Source organism: Ferruginibacter sp., assembly GCF_031430955.1.
Taxonomy (GTDB): domain Bacteria; phylum Bacteroidota; class Bacteroidia; order Chitinophagales; family Chitinophagaceae; genus Ferruginibacter.
The window spans coordinates 1-4,854 of record NZ_JANPCM010000059.1; the positions used below are offsets into that span (position 1 = coordinate 1).

General features: G+C 35.1%; 4 protein-coding genes. 3 read left to right on the top strand and 1 reads right to left on the bottom strand.

The features are described from left to right. A partial coding sequence (locus ACY65O_RS01635; protein ID WP_462219105.1) for an anti-sigma factor occupies window positions 1-649 on the top strand: 649 nt, incomplete at its 5' end. 168 nt (window positions 650-817) lie between these two features. Then, a complete protein-coding gene (locus ACY65O_RS01640; protein ID WP_462219106.1) occupies window positions 818-1,378 on the top strand; it encodes a fasciclin domain-containing protein in 561 nt (186 codons plus the stop codon). Window positions 1,379-1,432: 54 nt separating this feature from the next. Here ACY65O_RS01640 and ACY65O_RS01645 read toward each other — a convergent pair whose 3' ends face one another. Beyond that, window positions 1,433-1,987 carry a GNAT family N-acetyltransferase gene (locus ACY65O_RS01645; protein ID WP_462219107.1) on the bottom strand — a complete coding sequence of 185 codons (555 nt, stop codon included), beginning with the start codon at window positions 1,985-1,987 and terminating at the stop codon, window positions 1,433-1,435. Window positions 1,988-2,031: 44 nt separating this feature from the next. Between ACY65O_RS01645 and ACY65O_RS01650 the strand changes: the two genes are divergently transcribed. Further along, window positions 2,032-4,854, top strand: a 2,823-nt coding sequence (locus ACY65O_RS01650) for a TolB-like translocation protein (protein WP_462219108.1), incomplete at its 3' end; no start/stop codon positions are given.

The following is a 4,854-nucleotide window of genomic DNA, read 5'->3' on the forward strand; positions in this document are numbered from 1 at the left end:
GGGGCTGGAAGATTATGCCCAGGTAAATGCAGTTGTACCAGGTGCTGCTGTAAAAGATAAATTGTTTGCCCAAATAAATACTCCTGTAACCGCAGCCAATAGTAACGATTTTGCAAAAACTGCTACAGTTATACCTATAAAAAATTATTGGAAATGGGCTGTGGCAGCTTCGGTAATATTATTAATAGGAAGTGCAGCAATGAATTTTATTTACTTCAATAAATATACCACGGCAAACAATAATTTACAGCAGGCGCAGCAAAAATTATCACTTGCAGATCAGCAAATGACAGACATGAACAAGGATATGGAAGTGGTACACAGTCCGTATAGTATGCCTGTTTCGCTTAAAGGCCAGGAAGCAATGCCTGATGCTTCTGCAAAAATTTTCTGGATGCAGAATACAAAAGAAGTAATGGTTGATGCCAGTAATTTACCTGATGCTCCATCGGGCATGCAATACCAGTTTTGGGCAATTGTTGATGGCAAGCCTGTTGACGGCGGTATGATAATTACAAATGATAAGGGTAAAAAATTCCGTATGCAAAAGATGAAATCTTTTGGCAGGGCCGAATTCTTTGCCATCTCCCTGGAAAAAGAAGGCGGTAGCCCAGTGCCTACCAAAGTTGTAAGCATGGGTAAAATTTAATCCCTCTCTAATAAATTTCCTCTCACCTTTCATTAGCCGATTTATTTTATCTCTCAAAAACTGTTGTAAACTTCAACAAAAAAAATATTTAAAAAAGTCAATCCAATAATTTTCATCCCTCGTAAGTGTTTGTGTAAACTTTAATAATAAAAAATAAAACACACATTTATGAAACAGGGTAAAAAATTATTTTTTGTAGCAATGGCATCATTGTTCTTCAATGCTTCATTTGCTCAAATGGAAGATACTAAAATGGTAGGCGGTGCCGCTATGTATCCTTCAAAAAACATTGTAGAAAATGCAGTAAACAGTAAAGACCATACCACATTGGTAGCTGCAGCAAAAGCTGCCGGGCTGGTTGCCACATTGCAAAGTGCCGGACCATTTACAGTATTTGCACCCACCAATAAAGCTTTTGAAATGTTACCTGCCGGTACCGTAGATAATTTATTAAAACCAGAAAGTAAAGCTGCTTTAACCGGTGTGCTAACTTATCATGTGGTTTCAGGTAAATATTCTTCAATGGATCTGGCAAAATTAATTAAAGCTGGAAAAGGTACTGCAACATTAAAAACTGTAGCCGGCGGAAATTTAATGATAATGATGAAAGGAAAGAAAATTGCTATTAAAGATGAAAACGGTGGCGTTGCTTATGTTACAATTAAAGACGTTAATCAAAGCAATGGTGTAATACATGTAATTGATCATGTAGTATTACCAAAAATGTAAAAAATGTTGATCACGGGGTAAATTAAGCGCTGTTCTTTTTTAAGGGCAGCGTTTTTATTTTTTGTTTAACAGCGAATAAATGGCAGTATCTAAAAATTTCCCCTGGAAAAAGAAATCTTCTTTAAAATAAGCTTCCCTTACAAAGCCAGTAGTTTCTAAAAGTGCAGCTGATGCAGCATTGCCCGGATTAATATGAGCTTCTATACTATGTAGATGAATAGTGTTAAATCCAAAATCAATAACTGCCTGCAGTGCTTCTTTCATTAAACCATTTTTCCAAAAATCGGGGTGCAGCATATAACCCACTTCGGCACGGTAATGCGTTTTTATTATTCTCCAAAAGCCAATAGTGCCAATTAATTTCCCGGGATTTTCTTTTACACTTATTTTCCAGGTAATGCCATCATTGTTTGCTGCATCTTCATTAACTCTTTTTATTAGCGTTTCAGTTTCTTCTAAAGTTTTTAATTTTTCCTTATCAATATATTCCATTACTTTTTCGCTGCTGCGTAACAGTAATAATTCTGGGGAGTCGTCTTTTTCTATGCTGCTCAGTAATAACCTTTCGGTAATAATTTCAGGAAATGGAGAAAAGTTGGGTTCAAGCATTTGTTGTAATTTATTTTATCAATAATGATTTGTATTTTTAAGCTATGATAAAAGTAAAACTTATTGCTGCTGCGGTTATATTTTTTTTATTACCTTTTTTTTGCATAGCACAAAATTTTGGTGGTAACGCTCCATCAGTAAAATGGAAACAAATAAATACCTCAAAAGCAAAGGTTATTTTTCCGCAGGGGTTAGACAGCCAGGCTAACCGCATTGCCAATGCAGTACAGTTAATGGACAGTGCCACATCAAAAACAATTGGTGGCAGCCAGCGCAAATGGAATATTATTTTACAAAATCAAACCACTATTCCTAACGCCTATGTTCGTATGGCACCAATAATGAGTGAATTATTTATGACACCCGGCCAGGATAATTTTAATACCGGAAGTATAAGATGGGATGATAATTTGATTACCCACGAAAACAGGCACATGCAGCAGTTCAGTAATTTTAATAAAGGGCTTACTAAATTATTTACGTTTTTTTTAGGGCAGGAAGGACAGTTGTTTGCCAACGGACTATTTTTACCTGATTATTTTTTTGAAGGGGATGCAGTATGGCAGGAAACTTTAGTAAGTGCACAGGGACGTGGAAGGATGCCTGCTTTTTACAATGGCTTTAAATCGCTTTGGTTAGAAAATAAAAAGTACAGCTGGATGAAATACCGCAGCGGTTCTTTAAAAGATTTTGTACCCGATCATTATCCGCTGGGATATATTTTGGTGGCGTATGGTTATGAAAAGTACGGAGAAAATTTTTGGAATAATGTTACCAATGATGCAGTAAGGTTTAAAAGTTTTTTTAATAAAGCCATAGAAAAACATTCGGGTGTGCCGTTTAAACAATTCCGGCAGGATGCGGTAAACTTTTTTAAAGAAAAATCTCTTTTAGAAGAAAAAAAAGCAACTGCTAATAATTACCTGACAGGTATTAAAAAAAATAATGTTATAGATTACCTGTTCCCTAATTTTATTGGAGACGACAGTATTTTAGTTACAAAAAAATCTTATAAAGAAGTTAATGCTTTTTATTTACTGGCTAATGGTAAGGAAGAAAAACTAAGGGTAAAGAATTTTGTTATTGATGATTACTACTCTTATAAAAACGGCAAAATTGTTTACGCATCTTATCAATCCGACCCACGGTGGGGCAACAGGGATTACAGCGTAATTCAATTACTGGATATAAAATCAAAACAACAAAAGCAATTAACTTTTAAATCAAAATATTTTTCGCCGGATATAAATGCTGATGGCAGCGAAATACTGGCAGTAAGTGTAAATACAGACGGCACCAATAATTTACATCGCTTAAACGCTTCTACAGGAGAAGTGATATTAAAAGTGCCCAACCCTCAGAATTATTTTTTTACGCAAACAAAATATATAGATCACAATACGGCGGTGTCTGCTGCAAGAACTCCAGATGGAACGATGGGATTACTTAAAGTAGATCTAACTACAGGAAAAGCCAAATATATTACAACGCCTTCTTTCAATGTTTTGGGTTATCCATTTGTAAAAGGAGATACTGTATATTTTACAATGATGAATAATAATGCAGATAAAATTTTTGCAATAACCCTATCAGATGAAAAAATATTCAGCATCACAAAAAACATAAATGGTGTATATCACCCGTCTGTAAATTCAAAAGGTAAAATGGTATTTTCCGCCTTTACTGTTAAAGGGTCAAGGTTGGCAACATTCAATATTAACGAAATGAGTTGGCAACGAATTGATACAGGTTCGGTAACTTATTCTAATACAGGCAGCCTTTATACCAAAAAAGCATTGAGTAAAAGTGGTGCAGGTTCTTTATATGCTTTAACTGAAAAACAAAACCCCATTACAAAATATAAAAAATCACTTCACCTTTTTAATTTTCATAGCCGCAGGCCGGTAATTGCCGATCCGGAATTTGGTTACAGTTTGTACAGCGATAATGTACTCAGCAGTTTTAGTAATATTATCAGTTACACTTACAACAGAAACGATAAAAGCCATACCGTTGGTATCAGCAGTGCATTTGCCGGTTGGTTTCCTGTATTAAGTGTTGGGGCAGAGGAAAGTTTTAACCGTACGATCGATACTGCATTGGGTAAGTCTGTTATATTTAATTCCGCTACATTAAAAACAGGGTTTTCAATTCCTTTAAATTTTATTGGCGGACGAACGAATAAGTTTTTAAATTTTGGTGCAGGGTATAATATTGAACAATATCTGTATTCAGGTGTAAGCAAAAATATTTTTAATAATAAAGCTATCAATTATGCCAATGCGTTTTTTTCTGTTAGTAATGTAAGCCGCAGGGCAAGGCAACATATTAATCCACGGTGGGCACAAAGTATTGCAGTTAATTACAGGGATGCTTTTAATTTTAGAAACAGCCATAAATTGGTGGGTAATGCAGCATTATATTTTCCCGGTATTGGAGTCAATCATAGTTTGGTAATAAATGGGGCTTATCAAAAAAGAGATACGTTACCTGATTTGTTCAGTAATATTTTTTCTTTTGCAAGAGGTTACGAAGCATTAAGCACAAGACGGATGTATAAGTTAGGATTCAATTATCATTTTCCATTGTGTTATCCTGACTGGGGTGTTGGTGGTATAATTTATTTTCAACGTATAAGGGCTAATGCTTTTTATGATTATAATAATTCATTAGCAAGATTTAGTAATGGCAAACTAGCAGAAATTATTAACCGCAGTACGGGAGGTGAATTATATTTTGATACCAAAGTGTGGAATTCATTACCCGTAAGTATTGGAGTAAGGTTTGCTCATTTACTCGATACGGATTTATTAAACAGGAGTGTAAAAAACAGGTGGGAGATTATTGTACCCATTGGGCTGATACCC